Source organism: Enterococcus sp. GPZ-007, assembly GCF_059374735.1.
In genome coordinates this window covers 322,749-344,810 of the sequence record NZ_JCAFYN010000001.1, presented here as the reverse complement: position 1 = coordinate 344,810, position 22,062 = coordinate 322,749, and the positions used below count along the sequence as shown (strand labels likewise).

The following is a 22,062-nucleotide window of genomic DNA, read 5'->3' as shown; positions in this document are numbered from 1 at the left end:
AAACGGAATGGCACAACAAAGAAGAGGTCGCAAACGTCGTAAAGTAGACTATATTGCTGCTAATCATATCGAGTATATCGATTATAAAGATATCGAATTACTAAAACGTTTCATCAGCGAACGTGGTAAAATTTTACCTCGTCGTGTAACTGGAACAAGCGCTAAAAACCAACGTAAATTAACGATCGCTATCAAACGCGCGCGTATTATGGGATTATTAGCATTCGTTTCTGAAGAATAAGATGCATTTTATAAAGAGACTTCATTTTGGAGTCTCTTTTTTTGTTTCACGTGAAACATTCAAGAGAGTCGCTTGCTAGGATAGATTGTGCTAAAATAACACTGTTGGCTGTTGAGTGGCTATGATTAATTGTTAAGAAACGGATGGCAGCATAACAGATATGCAATATGAATTGAGGAGGTTATAGATGAAAACAAATCCTCGAATTAAATGGTCCTTTTTCTTGCTTTGTTTACTATTGATACAATTAGCTGCAATTTTCTTGCTGCCCTTTAATGTTTTGACAGCAATGATTGTTATATTAATCGATCTCTTATTATGGATTTATACGATTGTTTTACGTAATCGTATTGGGATAACGAATCAACAAAAAATTCAATACGCTTCACGACATGCGCAAGAAGCTTTAGAGTATGTATCGAATGATATGCCCGTGGGAATCATTACTTGGGATGATGACAATACTTTTGCTTGGATGAACCCAGTAATAACAGAGAAGATTCAACATTTAACAAAAGATGATCAGCAAGATATGGTCAATGAATTGCTGCAGCGTGCAAGTAAAGGGAAGAATATATATAAAATAGGGGAAGTTCTCTATCATTTTGTATTAGACGAAGAAAAACATATCGTGTATTTAATTGACATTACGAAGGAATATGCACTAGAAAATAAAGAGAAACAACAGCAAGCAGTTGTTGGTATTCTTTCGGTCGATAACTATGATGACGTGATTGATCGCCGAGATGACAAAGAAATTTCTAATCTGAATTCTTTCATTACAACGATTATTTCTGATTGGATGGACTCTTATCGAATTTTTTATAAACGAGTGAATGAAGAACGCTTTTTTCTATTTGCACGCTATGATGATCTAGAAAAAATGATCGAAAATAATTTTGATTTATTGGAGCACATCCGTGTATCAGCTGAGAAACAAGATATGTTGATTACCGTCAGCATAGGAATCAGTTACGGTACAGAATCTTTGGAAGTGATTGGCGATGAAGCCCAAAACAATTTGGATATTGCTTTAGTTCGCGGTGGGGATCAAGTAGTGGTAAAAAATGCGGCGAAGGGACAAAAACCGGTTTTTTATGGCGGAAATTCTGCTAGCGCAGCAAAACGGACGAGAGTACGTTCACGGGCAATGTCCACAGCAGTGAAAAATGTTTTCAATCAAACGGGCAATGTTTATGTAATGGGGCATCGTTTTCCAGATATGGATGCGATTGGTTCAGCATTTGGAGTCGCTTGTTTAGCCCGTTATCACGATAAAAAAGTTCGAATCATAATCAATGAAGAAGAGACGATTCCTGATGTAGAACGCTGTTTGACTGAGATTCATAAAAATGATGATTTAGAAGACTTGTTGATTTCTCCAGAGGCTGCTAAAAGACAGCGTAAAGCGGGTGATTTATTAGTAATGGTAGATTACCATCGACCATCTTTGTCGATCGATCAAGAATTATATGAGCAGTTTGAAAATATCGTCATCATTGATCATCATCGAAGAGGAGAAGAGTTTCCTGAAAAGTCTTTACTGACGTATATCGAATCTTCTGCATCTTCAGCGTCAGAACTAGTAACGGAATTGATCCAATTTGAAAGTAACGAGGGTCAAAGAATGAGTAAGATGACGGCGACACTTCTGCTTGCAGGAATCACGGTTGATACGAAGAATTTTGCTGTTCGAACAACAGCTCGAACTTTTGATGTCGCTAGTTATTTAAAGACTTGTGGAGCGGATGCTTCTTTAGTACAATATTTATTGAGTACCGATATACAATCTTACTTGGAGATCAGCAAACTAGTCGGTGAGAGTGATTACGTCAGAGATGATATCGTTGTTGCTACTGGAACGGATGATCAAGAATATGATAGCGTGACGGCAGCAAAGACGGCGGATACTTTGTTATCAATGGTGGATATCAACGCAGCTTTTGTAATCATTAAGCGAACCGACGGAGTGATCGCTATCAGTGCTCGAAGTTCTGGGACGATTAATGTCCAAACGGTGATGGAAGCATTAGGTGGTGGCGGTCATTTCACTAATGCTGCGACCCAATTATCTAATAGTACGATTGCTGAAGCGAAGCAACAGTTATTGGAAGCTATAAATAAACAGTTAACGGAGGGGACAGAGGAATGAAAGTAATTTTTTTACAAGATGTTAAAGGTAAAGGAAAAAAGGGCGATATCAAGGAAGTCCCAACAGGTTACGCACAAAACTACTTATTGAAAAATAAACTAGCAAAAGAAGCTACAAAAAGCAGTATTTCTGAATTAAGCGGACAGAAGAAAGCTCAAGATAAAAAGGCGGCAGAAGTTTTAGCAGAGGCCAAGAAATTGGCAGACTTTTTAGCGAAAGAAGAAACAGTTGTAGAAATCAAAGCTAAAGGCGGCGAAGATGGCCGTTTGTTTGGTTCGATCCCTTCAAAACAGATTGCTGAAGGTTTAAAGAAACAATATGATTTGAAGATTGATAAACGCAAGATCGAACTGGAAAATCCGATCCGCACGCTGGGCTATACTAAGGTTCCTGTGAAACTCCATACAGAAGTAGAAGGAATTATCAAAGTTCATGTAGTGGAAGAATAATCTATTTAAATGAATAATGACAAGAGAGTATGAGAGTTCTTGAAATTAAAAGAATCCCTCATACTCTTTGTTGTATTTAGCAAGCAGATTTTGTAAAATAGATGGACGAAGAGGAGCGTAAACAGACATGAGCGAAATGTTACAAGATCGTGTGCCGCCACAAAGCATTGAAGCCGAACAAGCAACTCTAGGCTCTATTTTTTTGGAGACTGATGCTTTGATCACGGCCATGGAGTACATAGTTCCAGAAGACTTTTATCGTCGCGGACATCAATTGATTTTCCGTGCAATGATCCAGTTAAATGACCGTAATGAAGCGATCGATGTAGTGACGGTCAAGGAATTACTAGAACAGCAAAACCAGCTGGAAGATGCTGGTGGCTTAAGCTATTTATCTGAACTTGCCTTGAGCGTTCCCACAGCAGCGAACGTAGGCTATTATGCCAAAATCGTGGAAGAGAAATCTTTATTGCGTAATTTAATCCAAACGGCTACGAATATTGTGACCGAGGGTTTTGAGCAAGGAGAAGACGTACAGACGATTTTAGATGCTGCCGAACGCAATATCATGGAAGTATCGGAACGACGTAACAAGAGCGGTTTTTTGACCATCAGTGAAGTGTTGAATACCGCGATTGAAAATATTGACCAATTAGCACGAAACGATGAAGAAATTACAGGACTGCCGACGGGATATGCAGCCTTAGATAAAATGACTGCGGGTCTGCAAGCAGAAGAGTTGATCATTCTGGCAGCTCGACCAGCGGTAGGTAAAACAGCTTTTGCCTTGAACATAGCCCAAAACGTTGGGACTAAGACGGATAAATCGGTTGCTATTTTCAGTTTGGAAATGGGGGCGGAATCCTTAGTAAATCGGATGCTGTGTGCGGAAGGCTCAATCGAAGCAAGTCATTTGCGAACAGGTCAGTTGTCTGAAGAAGAATGGCAGAATTTGATTGTCGCAATGGGAAGCTTGTCACGAGCAAATATATTTATTGATGATACTCCGGGGATCAAAGTCTCTGAGATTCGAGCGAAATGTCATAAATTAGCCAAGGAGAAAGGAAATCTTGGTTTAATTCTAATTGACTACCTGCAGTTGATTGAAGGAACCGGTCGAGAAAATCGCCAACAAGAAGTCTCTGAAATCTCACGGCAGTTGAAGAAGCTGGCAAAAGAGTTGAAAGTACCAATCATTGCTTTGTCACAGCTTTCTCGTGGTGTTGAACAACGTCAGGACAAGCGGCCTGTACTAAGTGATATCCGTGAATCAGGCTCAATCGAGCAAGATGCTGACATCGTAGCTTTCTTATATCGTGATGACTATTATGATCGTGAAGGTGAAGAAGAGGAAGAATCATTAGCCAATCGTAACGTGATTGAAGTAATCATTGAAAAAAACCGGAGCGGAGCACGAGGAACCGTTGAGCTGCTTTTTATTAAGGAATACAATAAATTTTCTTCCTTATCACCGAGAGAAGATTTCTAGCGTAAGTTTTGAACTTGCGCTTTTTTTGTTAGTTTTTCTTTCCGTTTTTAGCTTAGCGTGACTAGAAAAATAATATGCGTGGTGAGGATTAATCATTTTTTTGACGTTTGAAAAGTAACTTTTGTACGAAATTGATACAAGTCAAATTTTTCAGTATACGAAGTTTGACTCGTTTTTCCAATTATTCGAAAGCAATGTTCGTGATTTAGTCGCATTTTATAATCTTTGTTTTGTAATATTCGAATTTTCATTGAAGTATAGCGCTATTCTTGATACAATAGTTCAGGATTAAATAAAATAAAATGAGGTGTTCAGATGTCATCTGTAGTAGTTGTAGGGACGCAGTGGGGCGATGAAGGTAAAGGAAAGATCACGGATTTTTTAAGTGAGAATGCGGAAGTCATTGCTCGTTACCAAGGTGGAGACAATGCAGGTCATACAATCAAATTTGACAATGAAACATATAAATTACACTTGATTCCTTCTGGTATTTTCTACAAAGAAAAAATCAGTGTTATCGGAAACGGTGTGGTAGTCAATCCGAAGTCATTAGTTACGGAATTGGCTTATTTACATGAACGTGGTGTAACAACTGAGAACTTACGTATTTCAGATCGTGCGCATGTAATCTTGCCATATCATATCAAATTGGACCAATTGCAGGAAGATGCAAAAGGTGAAAATAAAATCGGTACGACCATTAAAGGAATTGGACCAGCCTACATGGATAAAGCTGCACGTGTCGGCATTCGGGTCGCTGATTTATTGGATAAAGAAATTTTTGAAGAACGCTTGAAGATCAATTTAGAAGAAAAGAACCGTCAATTCGTAAAAATGTTTGATGACGAAGCGATGGAATTTGCTGATATTTTTGAAGAATATTACGAGTATGGGCAACAAATCAAACAATATGTCACGGACACATCAGTAATCTTGAACGATGCGCTGGATCAAGGCAAACGTGTTCTATTTGAGGGTGCTCAAGGCGTGATGCTGGATATCGATCAAGGAACTTACCCATTTGTGACATCTTCTAATCCGGTTGCAGGTGGAGTAACCATTGGTAGTGGTGTTGGACCATCTAAGATCGATAAGGTCGTGGGTGTATGTAAAGCCTATACTTCGCGTGTCGGTGATGGACCTTTCCCAACGGAATTATTTGATGAAGTGGGCGATCAAATTCGTGAAGTTGGTCGTGAATATGGAACAACCACTGGACGACCACGTCGGGTTGGCTGGTTTGATTCTGTTGTGATGCGTCATTCAAAACGTGTTTCAGGGATTACCAATCTATCGTTAAATTCAATTGATGTTTTGAGCGGCTTAGAAACGGTTAAGATTTGTACTGCGTACGAATTGGATGGCGAGCTGATCTATCATTACCCAGCGAGCTTGAAGGAATTAAATCGCTGCAAACCAGTTTATGAAGAGTTACCTGGTTGGAGTGAAGACATTACAGGTTGCCGTGATTTAGCAGATTTGCCTGAAAATGCTCGGAATTACGTCCGTCGTGTTTCTGAACTTGTTGGTGTACGGATTTCGACCTTCTCGGTTGGACCAGATCGCACACAAACCAACATTATGGAGAGTGTTTGGGCTCAAATCTAACTTATTGTGAGACAAGGAACCAAATATCTAGTAAAATGGATTTACTATTAAGCGGGTGTTTGGAGGATTTTAAAAATGTATCAGATTCTGACAGATTCATGTTGCGATTTGCCTTATGAGTTACTAGAAGAAAACAACGTTGATTTCATTTCAATGTATGTTTCAATAAATGGAACGGAATTCGCTGATGATTTGGGTCGCAGTTTTAAGATCGCAGATTTTTATCAACAGATCAAAGATGGTGCGATGCCAACCACATCACAAGTCAATGTAGGGCGTTATGTGGAATTTTTCCGCAGCTATGCGGAGAAGAATATTCCGATTTTGTATATTTGCTTTACCTCTGGGATGAGTGGTTCTTATCAGAGTGCGATGCAGGCTGTCGAGCTCTTAAAAGAGGATTTACCAGACGCTGAGGTCTATGTGGTAGATTCTTTAGCTGCCAGCGGCGGTGAGGGGCTGATGGTCTATGAAGCAGCTCAGAAGCAACAAGCGGGGATGTCGCTAGAAGATTTACATGATTGGTTAGAAGAAAACAAGCTGACTTATCATCACTGGGTGACTGTTGATGATTTGAATCATTTGCAACGCGGTGGACGTATCTCAAAAACCAGCGCTGCAATCGGTGGCTTGATGAATATCAAACCAATTATCACTGTCGATGTCGAAGGCAAGCTGCAAAATGTCGAGAAAATTCGAGGACGCAAAAAAGCCTTACAGCTAGTTGCTGATAAGATCAGCGAAGCGACGACCGACCCGGCAAATCAAACGATTTTTATCACTACTAGTGCCGATCAAGAAGGTGCTGAAGAGGTGAAACGCCACCTAGAGGAAAGCATTCATCCAAAAGAGGTTCAAATCTTTCCATTAGGAACGACAATCGCCAGCCACACTGGTCTTGGCTGTATCGCGGTCTTTACTCGTGGTGAAAAACGAAAATAAGTATTCAAAAAGACGAGGAAATCAAATCGATTTCCTCGTCTTTTATTGCTCTTTTTGTTGACTAAAGTCACGGATCAGTTCAATCAACTGCCCGCGAATCGTTGAATCTAAGATTTGCTCTCTTTGTACTAGAGAGATCATGAAGGTCGGCTGAGGTTCGTCAGTGATAGGGATCGTTACCAAATGATCATCAGGGGAAACCGCTAATTCGGCTAAAAAACCAATACCGATCTGTTCGCGGATCATCCCTTTCAAAATATTCAAGTTACTGTTTTGATAAATGATCTGCGGTTCAAAATGGGCTTGCTGCGCCATTTTTTTGAAAGCGGTCGGATGAACGTAATGCTCATTCAAAAGGACAAAGGGTTCTTCTTTCAGTTCAGAGAAGGCTAGCTCTTTTCGACTAGCCAATGGGTGGTCCGGACTAACGACAATCATAAATTTCTTTTCTATCAGAAGTTCGCTAATTAATTCGTCATCACGGATCGGCTCTGTGGAACCTAGTAGAGCAAGATCGATTTTTCCACGGCGTAAAAGTCCGTAGAGATCTCGGGAGCCCCCATCTACCAAATGTATGTGCTGCATCAAATTATTTTTGAAAAGGTAAGAAGAGAGCTTTGGAAAATAGAAGTTGCCAATGATTGGTGGCAATCCAAAATCTAAGGTTTCTTCCTTCAAACGATCGATTTCGGTAACAGCAATCGTTACTTCTTTTAAAATATTAGAGATGTGACGAGACAGAATCAGTCCAGATTGGGTGATAATTAATTGCTTGTGAGACTGATCACGGTAGACGAGATCGGTCCCTAATTCATCTTCCAGCCGCTTGACTGCGTAAGTAATGGTCGGTTGACTGACATGAAAGGCATTTGCGACTTTCGTAAAATTTTTTTCACGGACTAAGCGTTGGAAATATTCTAGGTCTTTAAAGTTCATAATAATCTCCTTTTGTGAAATTAGACTATCATATAAATAAAATTTATCCTAAGCTTTTGTTTTAACTATAGTTTATGAATGCGCATATCGTCCTAACTGTAGAAAGAGAAGGGGGAAACACAAATGAGAGGAACTGAAATTTTAAATAGTCCATTTTTAAATAAAGGAACTGCGTTTACCAAAGAAGAATGGAATCTTGTTTGTAGTGGTCGTTCCGATCTTGATGCAACTCGTTCAATTTATTTAATTTGCTTCCCCAAGTAAAAAAGCATTCGCAATTTTCGCGAATGCTTTTTTTTAATATAAATGACTTAATTGTTTCTGAACTTCTGGATTTTCCAAGAATTCATCATAAGTTGTTTCCGCACGGTCAACGACTCCATTTTCAGAAATAGCGATAATGCGGTTCGCAATCGTTTGGATGAACTGATGGTCATGAGAAGCGAATAAAAGCGAACCTTTATAGGCAATCAAGCCATCATTTAATGCTGAGATTGATTCTAGGTCTAAGTGATTGGTTGGATCATCCAAGACTAAGACGTTTGATTTCGATAGCATAAGTTTTGATAGCATACAACGGACTTTTTCCCCACCAGATAAAACATTGACTGGCTTCATTACTTCATCGCCAGAGAACAGCATACGTCCTAGGAAGCTGCGCAAGAAGGTATTGTCGTCCTCTTCTTTGCTGGCGTATTGACGTAGCCAATCAAGGATCGGCATAGAGCTGTCAAACTCCTTCGTCGTGTCTTTTGGCAAGTAGGCCTGACTTGTTGTAACACCCCAGCGAATCGTGCCTGTATCAGGCTCTAGGTCGCCCATGATGACTTTGAACAGTGTAGTCGTTACTAAGTCGTTTTCAGCGATGAAAGCCACCTTGTCGTCACGATTCAGCGTAAAGGAGATGTTGTCTAAAACCTTCTTGCCATCGATCGTCACACTAACATTATCGACTTGCAGCAAGTCATTCCCGATTTCACGTTCTGGTTTGAACTGTACAAATGGGTAACGACGGGACGAAGGCTGGATATCATCAAGCGTGATTTTATCCAACATTTTCTTACGAGAGGTTGCTTGTTTTGATTTCGACGCGTTGGCGCTGAAACGAGCGATAAAGTCTTGCAGCTCTTTGATTTGTTCTTCTTTTTTGGCATTTTGTTGTGACTGTAATTTTGCTGCTAGTTGGCTTGATTCCAACCAGAAGTCGTAATTTCCGACATACAATTTGATCTTACCGAAATCTAGGTCTGCCATGTGGGTACACACTTTGTTTAAGAAGTGGCGGTCATGGGATACGACGATCACAGTGTTGTCAAAGTTAATTAAGAATTCTTCCAACCAGTTGATGGATTGGATATCTAATCCATTCGTGGGCTCATCTAGTAAAAGAACATCGGGTTTGCCGAAGAGTGATTGAGCCAATAGGACTTTGATTTTTTGTCCGGCAGTCAGCTCACTCATCTTTTGCTGGTGCAAGTCTTCTGGAATATTCAATCCTTGCAATAGGACTGCTGCCTCAGGTTCCGCTTCCCAACCATCAAGTTCTGCGAATTCCCCTTCCAGTTCTGCTGCGCGAATACCGTCTTCATCTGAAAAATCTTCCTTCATGTAAATGGCGTCTTTTTCCTGCATGACTTGGTATAAGCGTTCGTGGCCCATGATGACTGTTTCAAGAACGGTATATTCTTCATAGTCAAAATGATTTTGCTTCAAGACAGCCATTCGTTCATTGGGACCTAAAGTAACGGAGCCAGTAGAAGGCTGGATATCGCCTGCTAAAATCTTAAGAAAGGTTGATTTGCCGGCACCATTCGCACCGATCAACCCGTAACAATTGCCGGGAGTGAATTTAATATTTACGTCATCAAAAAGTTTACGATCAGGAAACTGTAAACTAACGTCACTTACTGTAATCAATGATTTTCCTCGCTTTATCAGTATTGGCGCAAGGCCTCTTTGCATTATATCGGGGAACATCTGAAGTTTCAAGCTTCCTAAAGAATTTACTTAGGAATTAAAATAGGATAGACTTGGCATTGAAGGGATGTGTCAGTATGATCGGGATAATTATCGCGACCCACGACCATTTAGCGGACAGTCTGTTAAAAACAGCTGAGTCTATTTTGGGTGAACAGAGCTGTGTGGAAACATTGAATATCGAACCCGGAGCTACAGGTCTGCAAGAAAAAATAGAGGATTTTGCTAAGGATTTATTAACGAAAGTTGATGAACTTGTTTGGCTGGTAGATATGTTTGGCGGGACGCCGTTTCGTTATGCCAGTTATTGTGTCGTGAACGATTCACGACAGTCCTTAGTGACCGGAGTTAATTTGCCGATGGTTTTGCAAGCATTAGTAAATCGAGAGTTGCCGGTAGATGAATTGACGAAGCAATTGGAAGTAGAAGCGAAACAAACGATTCGCAGAATGTAAAAAAGGTTGTGCCCAAAATTTGGGGCGCAACCTTTTTGCTCTATTTCAAGAGTTCACGCAATGTTGGCATGTCGTGAACTTGATATTTTTCTTTGAAGGCATTGATTTGTTCGGCTGAGAATTTTTCTGGTTCTAATTCTAGTGCTTCCACTGGTAAAGGACGTTCGTCTTTGATCTTCACATCGATCACGACAGGACGTTTGCTGGCTTTAGCTGCAGTGAAGGCGGGTTCTAGTTGACTGTATTCAGTGATCGTAAAGCCATCTGCACCAAGCGCTTCACCAACTTTACCGAAATCGGCTCCTTCTAAGAAAACCCCGAATTTTTGTTGTTCGGTATCTTCTTGTTCCGCTTCAATGAAGCCAAAGGCATTATTTGAGAAGACTACGTTGATGATCGGCAAATTGTATTTGACTTGCGTGATGATGTCTTGCATTTGCATCGCAAAACCACCGTCACCACTGAAGGTAAAGACTTGTTTCTCTGGATATGTCAATTGTGCGGCGATCCCGCCTGGAACGCCGTTACCCATAGTAGCAAACCAGCCAGAAGTGGTGAATTGTTGTTCACCATTCATTTCCAAATGACGAATCGCATTCAAGGTAACATTTCCGACATCAGCAACATAAACAGCATCTTGTTCGGCGATGCGATTGACTTCTTTAAAGACCGGTTCTGCACGTAATGGTGTTGACTCGTCATTATAGAAGCTTTTGCGCCAAGCATGCCAGTTACGGATGTTTTCTTGGTTAGCCTTGAACCATGCATCAGCCGGGCGTGCTTCACCTAGTTCGACCCAGCGGCGAAGCGCAGTTGCGCCATCACCTAGAACGGATTGATCGACATTGTGACGACGGCCAAATTTTGCAGCATCGATATCGACTTGGATGAATTTCGCATCCGGATTGAAGAAATAGCGACCAAATGGGAAATCACTGCCGACAAAGACGATCAGATCAGCATCAGCTAACGCTTCATTCGCTGGTTTGGTTGCGACACGAGCAGCAAAGCCTAAGAAGTTTTCATACAGATCAGGAATGATTCCTTTAGCTAAGACAGCGGCTGCGACAGGCATTGAAAAATGTTCGGAGAAAGCTTTGATCGCATCGAAGCCACCGTGCACACCTTGCCCAATGTAAAGAACAGGTTGTTTCGCAGCTTCGATCAGAGGCAAGGCTGCTTTCAAATCTGCTTCATCAGGAAGAACGATACCTGTTTTATGGTTTTTCGCAGTTGCGATTTCTGTTTCCTCGATTTCTGCAAAACCGAAATCAACCGGGATCGTAACAACAGCTACACCATTTTGTTGATAAGCAGCTTTGATGGCTTCATCAATTACGTGAGGTAAACTTTCTGGTGTCATGACTGTCCGATTATAAACACTGACATCTGCAAACATTGGATTTTCATTTAACTCTTGGAAAGAGTTGTAGTTCATAGCAGTAGAAGCAACTTGCCCTAATAAAGCTAAAACGGGTACATGATCCATTTGCGCATCATAAAGTCCATTGATTAAATGACTGGCACCTGGTCCGGCTGAACCAAAGACAGCACCTACTTTACCAGTTAGTTTTGCATCCGCTGCAGCAGCTAGTGCACCGGCTTCTTCATGGCGGACTTGAATATATTTAACAGATTCACGTTCGTGGTACAACGCATCCATCGTGGAGTTGAATGAACCGCCAGGAATCCCATAGATATGATCGATTCCCCAAGCTTCTAAAACGTTGACCATCGCAACGCCTGCATTAATTTTTGACATCTTCTTCACTCACTTTCTTTTTGTAAGTTCCTACCTGAAAAGTATAACGCGTCTTGAAAAAAGCATCAAAGAAAGTGTCTCCAAAGAAGTTTACAGGCATACCTAAAATATGATAGAGTGAATACGAATAAACGTTTTCAGGCTATCACGTTAACTATATCATCTCAATTAAGTATGTTAGTTATATGAGGTGTAAGGTTAAGGATACACGTAGCAAGATAGATATATGAATAAAGCAATAAGGAGGTTCTTATGATTGATTGGCTATTGAGCTTAGCCGCTTGGCAACAAGCATTAGTGGGAACACTGTTTACTTGGGGAATGACGGCACTAGGAGCTGCATTAGTTTTCTTCTTTAAAAATATCAACCGTAATGTACTGAATTTGATGTTGGGGTTTGCTTCTGGCGTGATGATCGCTGCTAGCTTTTGGTCGTTGCTGGATCCGGCGATTGCAGCGGCGGAGGAGAATGGTTCGATTCCCTGGTTAGTAGTAAGCATCGGTTTTGGTCTCGGCGGATTATTTCTTTATATCGCAGATAAAACGATCCCACACATGCACTTCGGTCCGAACAAAGAAAAAGAAGGATTTCCCAGCCATTTAAAACGAACGATTTTACTCGTATTTTCAATCACCCTGCATAATATTCCAGAAGGGTTGGCAGTTGGTGTCGCTTTTGGAGCGGCAAATGAAGCGGCGAATCCAGCAGCGGCAGTCTTAGCAGCAATTTCGGTATCATTAGGGATAGGGATTCAAAACTTCCCTGAGGGCGCAGCTGTTTCGATTCCCTTGAGACAAGAGGGATTGAGTCGAACGAGATCATTCCTGTATGGACAGGCATCAGGTCTGGTAGAACCGATCGCAGCTGTGATCGGAGCACTTTTAGTAACGAGTGTCCAACCTTTATTGCCATATGCGCTTTCTTTTGCGGCTGGAGCGATGATTTATGTTGTGGTGGAAGAATTGATCCCTGAAGCTCAGGCAACGACCGACAGTAAACATCATTTTGGTGTATTTGGCGCCATGCTTGGTTTTATTATTATGATGATTTTGGATGTCGCTTTAGGATAAGAAAACCGTCGAAAGCTTAGCTTTCGACGGTTTTGTGTTTTAATAAGTTCTGCGACCGCGACGTTTGGTCAACCAGGTGACTAAGAAGTAAGCAATTGCTAATGGGATCGCGATTCTAAAGAATAAGCCGATCAGGCCTGAAAGAAGCGGGCCAACAATACTTAAAATAAAACTAGCAACTAAGAAAAAGCCGACAACAGCTAAAATTCGCACAACCATAGGATATTCTTTCATCATTTTAAATTCCTTCTTTCCATTTGTTTTAACTTAAACATAGTTTAGCAAAATATATTCTTGCTTACGTCCAACTTAAGACGTATTTATTGGCAAATTAGCGGATTTTTTGTTTAATAGGAGTCGGAGTAGCTAATTTTTTGTAAGTAACGAATGGAGTTAAGGAAAATGCCAAAGTCACGAATTGAAGCTTTTACAGATGCGGTCATCGCCATCATCATGACCCTGTTAGTGTTAGAACTGCATGAGCCAAATGGTCCCACTTGGTCAGCTTTTTTACATATGGAACACAAATTTATCGTTTATCTGATTAGTTTTATCAGCTTAGCAATCTATTGGAATAATCATCATCACCTTTTTCAATTGGTTCGAAAAGTAGATGGTTGGGTCTTATGGGCCAATAACTTTTTAATTTTAATGATGACACTATTCCCATATGTTACTGCTTGGGTAGGAGATTATCCTTTTTCTTGGGCACCTCAAGCGTTGTATGGTTTGGTGACGCTAGGAACTGATTTTGCCTATTATCTGTTGGTTCGAGCATTAGTCAGAGCAAACGGAAAAGATTCAAAGATCGGCCAATTATTCAGACATTATCCAAAATTATATCTATCGATTGGCCTAGCAATTGTAGCGCTGATTTTAGGAAAATTAATAGCACCGATCGTTGTGTTGATCGTGAATACGCTGATTTTATTAATGTGGTTCATTCCGGAAAAATCTATTGAAAAAACCTTATAAAAGTGCAGCTAAGAGCTGTGCTTTTTCATTTTTTTTGTACATAGAAATGCTCTGTAAAATCCCATAATAGCCAATTTTATTGAACGTTTTAAGCCAGTGAGATTTTCGGGCATACCAAATAAACTAAGGCTCATGCTTATTTTTACTCGTTTAAGGAGCCTTCAAATCAACGCAAGACATCACTTCTTCTTCCTTTTCCTTCTCTTGGCTATTTCCTTATCTATTCTCCGTTTCTTACTTTTAGCCTCACGGTTTTGCTTGATTTCTTCTTCGGTTTTTCCGTAGCGCAAATAGGAGGAATCTATCTTTTGAGGACTTGCGCTAGATTTCTTGGCAGGTGGTTTCTCTGTTGTTTCAGGATTTGGCGCGGCGGAACAACCCTTCGGCTCAACTGGCGGAGCCGCTTGCGACAGTTGGTACATCGCTTCATTTTTATCCATGAGCTTCTCATAGGACAGGGTGTTTTTGCCTGTCTTGCTTGTAGCGGACTTGGTTGGTTTTGGTGGTGTTTTACTACTATTAATAGGAGAAGCTGGTTTTTCTTGCTTTTGAGTGGTTTGTGGTTCAGTTGTTTTCTGGATGTCTGAAGCTGGAATAGCCGTTTCTGCCTGTGGTACCTTGTAGCTCACGGTGATGCTGGCTTTGGGCGTATAGTATTCTATTAATTCCGCAAAGCGCCTTACGCCTTTCGTGGACTTGAAGATTGTCAACGTCGTCAAGATTTGCAATACCCCTGCTGTTTCAGCGATCTGACTTTCTGAATCAACCGGGATTTCTTTCGTATCCCGCAATGTCCACGTATATTTTTTCCCATCCGCATCCCTAAAAATGGCGACAGTATTGAATTTTTCACCAGACATTTGCGGTGTTCTACGGGTCTTTTTCTCTAGAAATTCATTATATAAACAAGCCTGCTTGGTAATTTCATGGTATTCTGCTTCATTAAGGAATAACCGATCAATGACGGTCTGCCAGTCTTCTTTCAGGAATTTTTTGAAGTAAACGACATGGCGGCGCAGGGCATCATTGGGCTCAGCGGTCAGGAAAATTTGACGGATAAGGTCTGTTAACGACTCCAGAGCATAGTCTTCGACACACATAGCTTCTCGGAGAAGAATCGTCACAAGGTACTCTACGACTTCTGCAGCATTATTGGTTTGTTCAAAGTATTGACTCACGCGCTTCATAAGGTTGTCCTTCTTCATAAAGAACAACTGGCGGCCTTGTAATGCTTTTACTAATTTCATTCTGATCCATCCTTCCATTTGGCTGTAATTTTCTGCTATTAAAAATATCCTTTAATCGTTTCAAAAATGCCATACCGGCAAACGTTTTCAAAAACATGATAATTCTAAATAACAAATAAGTAAATAGTTCAAATTGAATATTTTTATCTATTATTTTTTATAAAATCTTTGAATAATCACGCTGTATCCTTTTTTGGGGGAAAATATGGATTGGTTTATAAGTGTTTAAAATAACTGAATATAAAGTGTCTGATTTGATTATAAAGCGAGGGGATTATTCCTTATTCTTTCTAGAAATTCACATAAATTGTCTAATCAGATTAATTTTATCAATATCGAGAGAATCACTCAAAACTCTTTGGATGGATCAGATTTTTCTATTTAACTTCGACAATTTTGATACGGAACAACGCGTCGATCATGTTTTTTTTGATAATAGCTACACTCGTTTCTGTATCTATGGTAGAGTTTAAGCAAACGTTTTGATGGAGGCTATTTATGATAGAAGCAATCATTTTTGATATGGATGGTGTGTTAGTTGATTCAGAATATACGTATTTTCAAAGTAAGTCACAGATCTTAAAAGAAGCGGGACACGAAGTAGAAGAAAGCTATCATTTTCAATTTATGGGTACTACTAGTGAGTATATGTGGGAACAAATGAAGCAAGAATTTTCACTGCCTTTATCAGTACCGGAGTATGTTCAGGAAATGACCGCTTTACGACAAGCGATGATCAAGCGAGATGGCGTTCGGGTAATTCCTCATGTCCAAGATTTTGTGAAAAGACTGTCTGCTGCAGGGTTAAAGCTAGCGGTAGCATCTTCCTCGTCATTAGCAGAAATCAAAGTAAATCTAGCGGAAATCGGACTATCTGAGTATTTTTCAGAAGTCGTTAGTACTGAGGAAGTAAAGCATTCAAAGCCTGCGCCAGATGTTTATTTGGCTGCGGCTGAGAGAATTGGTGTGAAGCCGGAAAATTGTTTAGGCATTGAGGATACTAAAAACGGTGCGGGTGCCGTTCATAATGCAGGAATGGTTTGTGTCGGTTTTGCGAATCCAGTGTTTCCGCCACAAGACCTAGCTGCTGCCGATAGAGTCGTATCTTCTTTTGCAGAACTAGATGGGGATTCACTGACTAAAATTTATCAGGAAGTGAGGGAATCGAATGCCTAGAGCAGCTATTTCCAGCAAAGCTTTTTTGATTGAAGGCGGCTGCAATGCTTGCGGAATGCAAAATACGGAGACGTTTACCATTCATTTTGAAGATCAACGCTCTGCTGTGTTGGATCATTTCGATGTGCCTTCGCTTGTCCAAACGATTGCTCAAAAGAATGGTTGGCGCGAGACTGCGATTCCTATTGGTATTGGTGAGGAAGAGATCGTCTTGAAGAGAGCAGATGTAGTTGTCAAACCAAGATTTCTTGGTGATCAAATTATCTATCAAGCAGGGGATCAGCGAATCCAAACAAAGCAACTGTTTGATGATAATAATGAATTGTTTAAACAGGTAAACAATATTTTAGTTCAATTGTTTAAAATCGAACCTTATGAGATAAGAATAGCGGTTGATTAGATCCTAGAGAAATCTAGGATTTTTTGACGCGAAGTTTTGCTATCGAGAATGTCGATGAGGCCTATCAAGCAGCTCAAAGAGCACAAAAAGAGTGGACGGATAAAGCACCTCAAGAACGAAGTGAGGTCGTGAAAAAAAGCGGCTTTGATAATGGAAGAGAAGTAAGCGGAGATTACAGAATGGTTGATCAAAGAAGGGGGAGCAAAGTGAAGGATACGGAATACGGTTTATCCAGTGCTTTATTCACTAAAGATTTAGACAAGGGCAGAGCCTTAGCCAATCGAATCGAGTCCGGACTGTGTCATATTAATGGAGTAACTGTCGATGATCAGCCGAATGCACCTTTTGGCGGGGAGAATAATTCTGGAATCGGACGCTTTAACGGTGAGTGGGTACTAGAAGAATTTACCAGAGTTCAGTGGGTGACAACTAAAGTGGGAAAAGATCAGTATCCATTTTAGACACTATGAAGAAAAATAATTAGCTACAAGCGAAAGTGCTGAAGTGGAATTCATCCATTTCAGTGCTTTTTTTATAGCTAATCAAACTATACGCGTTGTTTGATTAGCAAAATCGGCAAAGTCTAGCTTACATAAAAAACAGACAAATAATGAGACTCTTGCTAAAATGAGAGATGTACAAGAGTACCAAGTTGCATAATAAGTAGTCAAAAACAGGAACGCAAGGGTAGATTTTTGCTTTTGTATCAGCTTTTTCTATTTTTGCGGGTCTTTTTTTGTAAAAAAAGGTATTTGTAAGCACCAAGTTGCATAAAGAACACCGAACTATTTGGGAACAAAGAAGATGGAAATGTAAGCGTTTTTCGTCTAAATTGAAGATGTAAAGAGGGATGACAATGAATTTAGAAGAACGAACCAATCAAATTTTTGTTGCGTTAGTTAACAACCCGCAGATCACTAGTAAAGCATTGTGTGAGAAATTTGATTTAACACGCGGGCAATTGAATTACGCGTTGAAGAAAATCAATGATTCTTTATTGGATGAAAAGCTGAGTGAGATCAAACGAACCAAAAATGGTCACTTTCTGATCGCAAATGAGATTCTTTCAAATTATAAGGGTGGTGATGAGCAGCTCGGGGAGTCGACCGAAAGCTATGTCTTTTCCGGCAAAGAACGAGCAGCCATAATTGAATTGATGCTGTTAAGTAAAGAAGAGTATCTTTCGCTGAATCATTTTATCGATGATTTAAAAGTCAGCCGCAATACGGTGCTGCGAGATTTGAAGGAAGTCGATCATGAACTTCAGCAGCATGAACTGACTCTAAAGTATACCCGTCAAAAGGGTTATTTCATTCAAGGAGATGAGTGGAATAAACGGAATCTGCTATCAGATTTATTAAACAATTTAGCAGTGATGTATAACGGTCTTAATGTCATTATGCAGTTTGCCAATCTCGATCCGCAACAGATTGACATATTTCGTAAACGTGTAGAGCTAGTAGAAGAAGAATTGGAAGTTCAATTTACCGATGAACGATTAAAAACGTTGCCTTTACTGATCATCTTGATAATTCGACGTGCGCAAAAAGGCAAGTTGATTTCCTACAGCTTTAAGATTAATTATCGGGAGCTAGCGGATACGAAGGAATATTTAGCTGCGGATCGAGTCATTTGGGATGTTGATGGTCTAAGTGAAAATGAACGTGTGTATGTAACGATGCTGCTATTGACGACAAATCTTTCAAGAGGCGATATTTTATCGGTGAAAGAGATCAATAAGATGAAGGAAGCTTTAGAGAAGGTTATTGCGAATTTTGAACGAATTGCCAGTGTCAGCTTAGAGGAAAAAGAAAAATTATTGGAGCGATTGTTGGTCCATATGCGTCCAGCCTATTATCGGATCAAATATCATTTGAATCTGCAGACTCGTTTTTATCAAGAAAATAAAGACGCAAATCTTTTTTCACTGTTTTACTTGGTTAAGGAAGCCAGCGGGCCATTAGAAACGTACTTTGGTCAACCCGTTCCAGATGCGGAATTGTTTTTCATCTCACTGTTTATTGGCAGCCACATCGTTGAAAGCTCAGAGATTGTTCATCCAGAAAATCGCAAACGAGCCATCATTGTGTGTCCAAATGGGATTTCGATTGCCGTGTTATTGGAAAACACATTAAAAAATTTGCTGCCAGAAATTGATTTTGTTACGTCGATGTCGGCCCGGGAATTTTATCGAACCGATTATGAAGTGGATTTCATTTTCTCGGCGGTTCCGTTAAAAACAGAGAAAAAAGTGTTCGTTGTAAACAACTTCTTATCCGAGCAGGAAAAGCGGCAGTTAAGAGAGCGTGTCTTACGGTCAACAGCGATCATCCAGACAGAGATCGTGACTCCTGAAAAAATCTTAACCGTTGTAAAAAAACACGCGAAGATTTTGGATGAAGCGAGTTTGTATGAAGAATTACTGAGTTTATTTGCACCGAAGGAATCCAAAATTCTAGAAAAGAAACGGCCGCATTTGATCGATCTGTTGAAAGGCGAGACGATTCAGATCTTCGAGGATGCGATCAGCTGGGCAGATGTTTTAGATGCATTGGCAAAACCTTTGGAACAACAGCAAGTGATAACACCAGCCTATATCCAAGCTTTGAAAAAGGAAATGCCTATATTGCCAGCTTACACGGTTTTACGGCATAAAATCGCTTTACCTCACACTGTGACAGAGGCAGGTGCAATTGGTGTTGGGATTAGTTTGGGATTAGTAAAAAAAGGTATTTTAACGGAAGATGGCAGAAAAATCCATACGGTCATTTTATTAGGTTCCAATGATAAAGAAGAGCATTTGGATTTAATATTTGAAATGATGAGTTTAGCCGGTGCAGATGAATTGGCACAATTAGAAAAAGCAACAACAAAGGAAGAGATTCGGGAGTCGTTGATTCGGTTCAACGATGAGTATTGGAGGGCAAAATAATGGCAGAAACGACACTTAGTTCCTATGTGAAAGAACCATTAGTTTTCGCACAAGAGAACTTCACGTCACAGGAGGAATTGTTTGAACAAGTGTATCAGAAAGCATTAGACCTAGGTTGGGTGCGAGAAGATTTTATGGAACGGATTATGAAACGGGAAAAAGAATTTCCGACGGGAATCCAATTAATGAATTTTGGCGCGGCGATTCCGCACACAGATGCCGAATGTGTGTTAGAGGAGTTTGTGGCAGTGATTACGATGCAGGAACCTGTGGCTTTTCACAGTATGGAAGACAATACCAAGCAGGTCAAAGCACAAATCATTTTTGTTTTAGGATTGAATCAACCTCACGCACAGCTAGAGATGCTGCAATCGTTGATGGGGCTTTTACAAAATGAGACCATTTTATCTGAACTATTGTTAGCCACCAGCGAGAATGAGTTAGTCACAGCGATCCAAAAAAATCACTTATAAAAGAATAGGTGCCAGTTCCACTTTTCGCAGATGGGACAGTGGAAAGAACGTCTATAAAAAAGTAAATACATTAATAGGAAAAAGGAGAAAACATTATGAAAACAATTCGTGTATTAGTAGCATGTGGAGCAGGAATCGCAACATCAACGGTAGTGATGAAAAAAGTCGAGGATTTATTTGCCAGAAATGAGATGCCAGTGGAAATCACGCAAATTAAAATTGCTGAAGCAGCCGGAAAACAAGATGAAGCCGATATGCTGATCTCAACAACGATGCTGCCAACACAATACAAAATTCCAGCAATTACAGCGATGGCCTTCTTGACAGGAATAGGAATGGAAAAAGTTGAGAATCAAATCATCGAGGCAGCTAAGGGAATTCAATAATTTTAACTACATGTATGTCAATTCCGCGTTTGCGGAATGATGTACATGGCGCGAATCTGATTTATTTTTAAGTTTAAAAATAAATACATCTAAACAAACTAGGAGGAATGAATTAAATGGATAGCTTAATGGATGTGGTTCAGAGTATTTTAGGTGCAGGCCCGAGTGTCATGCTGCCTATCATCATTTTCATTGTCGGAATTATCTTTAGAGTTCCAGTAAAGAAAGCAATTATTTCAGGAATTACAGTTGGTATCGGAATGATTGGGATCAACTTGGTTATCACGGTACTGACCACAAATGTGGGCCCAGCAGCGCAAGCGATGGTAGAGCGGTTCGGTTTGAACTTGACGATCATCGATGCAGGCTGGCCAGCAGTTTCAGCCGGGACTTGGGCGCAACCAATCGCGGCTGTGATGATTCCAGTAATCTTGATCGTGAATTTAATTATGCTGGCATTAAATCGAACCAAAACACTGAATATTGACATCTGGAACTACTGGCATGTTAGTTCTGTGGCAGCAACTGGTTATATTGTAACAAAAAGTTTTTTCTTTGGCATCTTATGCGGAGTTTTGTTTACGATCATTATTCAAATTATTGCTGATAAAACAGCACCAAAAGTTCAAGAATATTATGGCTTAGAAGGAATCAGTATCACGACTGGTTCGGCGCAAGGCTATGCGGTTTTAGCATTGCCGGTTGGTTGGTTAGTTGATAAGATTCCCGGAATCAATAAATTAGATGTAAAACCTGAGACGATTCAAAAACGCTTTGGTATTTTCGGTGAACCAATGATTATGGGGATTATCATCGGGATGTTCCTTGGCTTACTAGGAGGTTACGATTTTATCGGCATCCTGCAAATCGGAATGAACATGGGCGGTGTCATGTTCTTGATGCCACGAATGGTAAAAATCTTGATGGAAGGGTTGATCCCGATTCAAGAAGGCGCGCAAAAATTACTGCAAAGTCGTTATGGGGATCGCGAAATTTACTTAGGAATGGATGCAGCATTAGCAACAGGATCGCCAGCAGCTCTTTCAACGGGTCTTTTGATGGTACCCATCACTTTGTTCTTGGCGGTTATTTTGCCGGGAAACCGCGTGTTGCCATTTGGTGACTTAGCAACAATCCCGTTCTTCGCGGCCTTAGTTGTTCCAAGTCGTAAAGGAAATATTTTGCACTCAGTGATTTCATTGACAGTCGTAATGGCAGCAGCGCTATTGATGGCGACGAACTTTGCACCAGTCATTACCGAGATGGCACAAGGTATCGTGAAATTCCCAGAGGGAGCGGCAGAAATCACGAATTTAGATACCGGCGGGAACTTCCTGAAATGGATCTTCTTGAAATTATCAGAACTAGTTGCACAAGTGATGTAGGAGGCT

22 protein-coding genes are annotated in these 22,062 nt (G+C 40.4%); 17 read left to right on the top strand and 5 right to left on the bottom strand.

Annotation, left to right across the window (positions count from 1 at the left end):
* Positions 1-7: 7 nt before the first annotated feature.
* The 6 genes from rpsR to AC4J95_RS01640 all read left to right on the top strand — a co-directional run bounded on the left by rpsR (position 8) and on the right by AC4J95_RS01640 (position 6,881).
* Positions 8-241: a 30S ribosomal protein S18 gene (gene rpsR, locus AC4J95_RS01665; protein ID WP_010742563.1), complete on the top strand. Its 234-nt coding sequence runs from the start codon at positions 8-10 to the stop codon at positions 239-241.
* 187 nt (positions 242-428) lie between these two features.
* On the top strand, positions 429-2,393 hold the full coding sequence (locus AC4J95_RS01660; RefSeq protein WP_494548338.1) for a DHH family phosphoesterase: 1,965 nt from the start codon (positions 429-431) through the stop codon (positions 2,391-2,393).
* Complete coding sequence (rplI, locus tag AC4J95_RS01655) at positions 2,390-2,842, top strand: 50S ribosomal protein L9 (RefSeq protein WP_016179293.1); 453 nt, start codon at positions 2,390-2,392, stop codon at positions 2,840-2,842. Before AC4J95_RS01660 ends, rplI begins: the two co-directional genes overlap by 4 nt.
* Before the next feature lie 127 nt (positions 2,843-2,969).
* Complete coding sequence (gene dnaB, locus AC4J95_RS01650) at positions 2,970-4,331, top strand: replicative DNA helicase (protein WP_494548337.1); 1,362 nt, start codon at positions 2,970-2,972, stop codon at positions 4,329-4,331.
* 315 nt (positions 4,332-4,646) lie between these two features.
* The gene (locus AC4J95_RS01645) at positions 4,647-5,939 is read left to right on the top strand and encodes an adenylosuccinate synthase (protein ID WP_494548336.1); all 1,293 of its coding nucleotides are present in this window, start codon (positions 4,647-4,649) and stop codon (positions 5,937-5,939) included.
* A 75-nt stretch (positions 5,940-6,014) separates the two neighbouring features.
* Positions 6,015-6,881 (top strand): DegV family protein, encoded by an 867-nt coding sequence (locus AC4J95_RS01640; RefSeq protein WP_494548335.1) that lies wholly within the window; start codon positions 6,015-6,017, stop codon positions 6,879-6,881.
* 42 nt (positions 6,882-6,923) lie between these two features.
* On the opposite strand, the gene AC4J95_RS01635 is transcribed toward AC4J95_RS01640, so the two are convergent.
* The gene (locus AC4J95_RS01635) at positions 6,924-7,817 is read right to left on the bottom strand and encodes a LysR family transcriptional regulator (protein WP_494548334.1); all 894 of its coding nucleotides are present in this window, start codon (positions 7,815-7,817) and stop codon (positions 6,924-6,926) included.
* Between the two features lie 123 nt (positions 7,818-7,940).
* On the opposite strand from AC4J95_RS01635, the gene AC4J95_RS01630 reads away from it, so the two are divergent.
* Positions 7,941-8,081 carry a hypothetical protein gene (locus tag AC4J95_RS01630; protein ID WP_494548333.1) on the top strand — a complete coding sequence of 47 codons (141 nt, stop codon included), beginning with the start codon at positions 7,941-7,943 and terminating at the stop codon, positions 8,079-8,081.
* 33 nt (positions 8,082-8,114) lie between these two features.
* On the opposite strand, the gene AC4J95_RS01625 is transcribed toward AC4J95_RS01630, so the two are convergent.
* Positions 8,115-9,734 carry an ABC-F family ATP-binding cassette domain-containing protein gene (locus AC4J95_RS01625; protein WP_494548332.1) on the bottom strand — a complete coding sequence of 540 codons (1,620 nt, stop codon included), beginning with the start codon at positions 9,732-9,734 and terminating at the stop codon, positions 8,115-8,117.
* A gap of 137 nt (positions 9,735-9,871) precedes the next feature.
* Between AC4J95_RS01625 and AC4J95_RS01620 the strand changes: the two genes are divergently transcribed.
* The gene (locus tag AC4J95_RS01620) at positions 9,872-10,249 is read left to right on the top strand and encodes a PTS sugar transporter subunit IIA (protein WP_316402227.1); all 378 of its coding nucleotides are present in this window, start codon (positions 9,872-9,874) and stop codon (positions 10,247-10,249) included.
* A 40-nt stretch (positions 10,250-10,289) separates the two neighbouring features.
* Here AC4J95_RS01620 and spxB read toward each other — a convergent pair whose 3' ends face one another.
* Positions 10,290-12,011 (bottom strand): pyruvate oxidase, encoded by a 1,722-nt coding sequence (spxB, locus tag AC4J95_RS01615; protein ID WP_494548331.1) that lies wholly within the window; start codon positions 12,009-12,011, stop codon positions 10,290-10,292.
* Positions 12,012-12,263: 252 nt separating this feature from the next.
* On the opposite strand from spxB, the gene AC4J95_RS01610 reads away from it, so the two are divergent.
* The gene (locus AC4J95_RS01610; RefSeq protein ID WP_316402229.1) at positions 12,264-13,082 is read left to right on the top strand and encodes a ZIP family metal transporter; all 819 of its coding nucleotides are present in this window, start codon (positions 12,264-12,266) and stop codon (positions 13,080-13,082) included.
* A gap of 39 nt (positions 13,083-13,121) precedes the next feature.
* Here the strand turns inward: AC4J95_RS01610 and AC4J95_RS01605 are convergent, their stop codons facing one another.
* Positions 13,122-13,319 carry a hypothetical protein gene (locus AC4J95_RS01605; RefSeq protein ID WP_494548330.1) on the bottom strand — a complete coding sequence of 66 codons (198 nt, stop codon included), beginning with the start codon at positions 13,317-13,319 and terminating at the stop codon, positions 13,122-13,124.
* A gap of 165 nt (positions 13,320-13,484) precedes the next feature.
* Between AC4J95_RS01605 and AC4J95_RS01600 the strand changes: the two genes are divergently transcribed.
* Positions 13,485-14,057 carry a TMEM175 family protein gene (locus tag AC4J95_RS01600; RefSeq protein WP_494548329.1) on the top strand — a complete coding sequence of 191 codons (573 nt, stop codon included), beginning with the start codon at positions 13,485-13,487 and terminating at the stop codon, positions 14,055-14,057.
* Positions 14,058-14,236: 179 nt separating this feature from the next.
* Here AC4J95_RS01600 and AC4J95_RS01595 read toward each other — a convergent pair whose 3' ends face one another.
* Positions 14,237-15,304, bottom strand: coding sequence for a hypothetical protein (locus AC4J95_RS01595; RefSeq protein ID WP_494548328.1), 1,068 nt, complete (start codon positions 15,302-15,304; stop codon positions 14,237-14,239).
* Positions 15,305-15,802: 498 nt separating this feature from the next.
* Between AC4J95_RS01595 and AC4J95_RS01590 the strand changes: the two genes are divergently transcribed.
* From AC4J95_RS01590 to AC4J95_RS01560, 7 genes are all read left to right on the top strand, one after another.
* Positions 15,803-16,480: an HAD family hydrolase gene (locus tag AC4J95_RS01590; RefSeq protein ID WP_494548327.1), complete on the top strand. Its 678-nt coding sequence runs from the start codon at positions 15,803-15,805 to the stop codon at positions 16,478-16,480.
* Positions 16,473-16,880 carry a DUF4809 family protein gene (locus AC4J95_RS01585; protein WP_494548326.1) on the top strand — a complete coding sequence of 136 codons (408 nt, stop codon included), beginning with the start codon at positions 16,473-16,475 and terminating at the stop codon, positions 16,878-16,880. The genes AC4J95_RS01590 and AC4J95_RS01585 overlap by 8 nt, the downstream gene beginning before the upstream one ends.
* 23 nt (positions 16,881-16,903) lie before the next feature.
* Entirely contained in the window at positions 16,904-17,341 is a 438-nt protein-coding gene (locus tag AC4J95_RS01580) for an aldehyde dehydrogenase family protein (protein ID WP_494548325.1), read from the top strand.
* Between the two features lie 395 nt (positions 17,342-17,736).
* Entirely contained in the window at positions 17,737-19,812 is a 2,076-nt protein-coding gene (locus AC4J95_RS01575) for a BglG family transcription antiterminator (protein ID WP_494548324.1), read from the top strand.
* Entirely contained in the window at positions 19,812-20,285 is a 474-nt protein-coding gene (locus AC4J95_RS01570) for a PTS sugar transporter subunit IIA (protein WP_316402238.1), read from the top strand. The genes AC4J95_RS01575 and AC4J95_RS01570 overlap by 1 nt, the downstream gene beginning before the upstream one ends.
* A gap of 95 nt (positions 20,286-20,380) precedes the next feature.
* On the top strand, positions 20,381-20,671 hold the full coding sequence (locus AC4J95_RS01565) for a PTS sugar transporter subunit IIB (RefSeq protein WP_316402239.1): 291 nt from the start codon (positions 20,381-20,383) through the stop codon (positions 20,669-20,671).
* A 116-nt stretch (positions 20,672-20,787) separates the two neighbouring features.
* The gene (locus AC4J95_RS01560) at positions 20,788-22,056 is read left to right on the top strand and encodes a PTS galactitol transporter subunit IIC (RefSeq protein ID WP_494548323.1); all 1,269 of its coding nucleotides are present in this window, start codon (positions 20,788-20,790) and stop codon (positions 22,054-22,056) included.
* Positions 22,057-22,062: the final 6 nt, after the last annotated feature.

Bases quoted from the DNA above. Each gene is read 5' to 3' on its own strand.
- rpsR (WP_010742563.1), top strand. From the start codon at position 8: ATGGCACAACAAAGAAGAGGTCGCAAACGTCGTAAAGTAGACTATATT.
- AC4J95_RS01660 (WP_494548338.1), top strand. From the start codon at position 429: ATGAAAACAAATCCTCGAATTAAATGGTCCTTTTTCTTGCTTTGTTTA.
- rplI (WP_016179293.1), top strand. From the start codon at position 2,390: ATGAAAGTAATTTTTTTACAAGATGTTAAAGGTAAAGGAAAAAAGGGC.
- dnaB (WP_494548337.1), top strand. From the start codon at position 2,970: ATGAGCGAAATGTTACAAGATCGTGTGCCGCCACAAAGCATTGAAGCC.
- AC4J95_RS01645 (WP_494548336.1), top strand. From the start codon at position 4,647: ATGTCATCTGTAGTAGTTGTAGGGACGCAGTGGGGCGATGAAGGTAAA.
- AC4J95_RS01640 (WP_494548335.1), top strand. From the start codon at position 6,015: ATGTATCAGATTCTGACAGATTCATGTTGCGATTTGCCTTATGAGTTA.
- AC4J95_RS01635 (WP_494548334.1), bottom strand. From the start codon at position 7,817: ATGAACTTTAAAGACCTAGAATATTTCCAACGCTTAGTCCGTGAAAAA.
- AC4J95_RS01630 (WP_494548333.1), top strand. From the start codon at position 7,941: ATGAGAGGAACTGAAATTTTAAATAGTCCATTTTTAAATAAAGGAACT.
- AC4J95_RS01620 (WP_316402227.1), top strand. From the start codon at position 9,872: ATGATCGGGATAATTATCGCGACCCACGACCATTTAGCGGACAGTCTG.
- spxB (WP_494548331.1), bottom strand. From the start codon at position 12,011: ATGTCAAAAATTAATGCAGGCGTTGCGATGGTCAACGTTTTAGAAGCT.
- AC4J95_RS01610 (WP_316402229.1), top strand. From the start codon at position 12,264: ATGATTGATTGGCTATTGAGCTTAGCCGCTTGGCAACAAGCATTAGTG.
- AC4J95_RS01605 (WP_494548330.1), bottom strand. From the start codon at position 13,319: ATGATGAAAGAATATCCTATGGTTGTGCGAATTTTAGCTGTTGTCGGC.
- AC4J95_RS01600 (WP_494548329.1), top strand. From the start codon at position 13,485: ATGCCAAAGTCACGAATTGAAGCTTTTACAGATGCGGTCATCGCCATC.
- AC4J95_RS01595 (WP_494548328.1), bottom strand. From the start codon at position 15,304: ATGAAATTAGTAAAAGCATTACAAGGCCGCCAGTTGTTCTTTATGAAG.
- AC4J95_RS01590 (WP_494548327.1), top strand. From the start codon at position 15,803: ATGATAGAAGCAATCATTTTTGATATGGATGGTGTGTTAGTTGATTCA.
- AC4J95_RS01585 (WP_494548326.1), top strand. From the start codon at position 16,473: ATGCCTAGAGCAGCTATTTCCAGCAAAGCTTTTTTGATTGAAGGCGGC.
- AC4J95_RS01575 (WP_494548324.1), top strand. From the start codon at position 17,737: ATGAATTTAGAAGAACGAACCAATCAAATTTTTGTTGCGTTAGTTAAC.
- AC4J95_RS01570 (WP_316402238.1), top strand. From the start codon at position 19,812: ATGGCAGAAACGACACTTAGTTCCTATGTGAAAGAACCATTAGTTTTC.
- AC4J95_RS01565 (WP_316402239.1), top strand. From the start codon at position 20,381: ATGAAAACAATTCGTGTATTAGTAGCATGTGGAGCAGGAATCGCAACA.
- AC4J95_RS01560 (WP_494548323.1), top strand. From the start codon at position 20,788: ATGGATAGCTTAATGGATGTGGTTCAGAGTATTTTAGGTGCAGGCCCG.